1 protein-coding gene is annotated in these 341 nt (G+C 61.9%); it reads left to right on the top strand.

What is annotated here, in order from left to right; genetic code table 11:
• Positions 1-288, top strand: a 288-nt coding sequence (locus MLGJGCBP_RS44420) for a MobC family plasmid mobilization relaxosome protein (protein WP_236581705.1), incomplete at its 5' end; no start/stop codon positions are given.
• Positions 289-341: the final 53 nt, after the last annotated feature.

Consider the following 341-nt stretch of genomic DNA (forward strand, 5'->3'; position numbering starts at 1 on the left):
TCGGCGCTTCTGGCGAAGGCGCAGCATGCGCGAGTGAGCGTGCCGCGGTTGCTCGTTGAGTCCGCCCTCGCGGAGCATTCCGAAACCGCGTCTGAGCGGCGTGAATTCGCGGAGCAGTTGTTCGGTGCGTTCCGCTTGCTGTCGGCGATCTCGATCAGCGTCAATCAGATGGCGAAGGCCACCAACGCGACCGGTGATCTGCCCGAGAATCTCGGTGTCACGCTGGGTGAGGTGCGCCGGGTCGCGATGCGAATCGATGGCATTTTGCAGGAGTTCGACGCGCGATGATCGTGAAGATCACCAGTGGTGAGAAGATGACCGGCCTGCTGTCGTATCTGCAA

This window comes from Rhodococcus sp. T7 (genome assembly GCF_009872365.1).
Lineage (GTDB): Bacteria > Actinomycetota > Actinomycetes > Mycobacteriales > Mycobacteriaceae > Rhodococcus_F.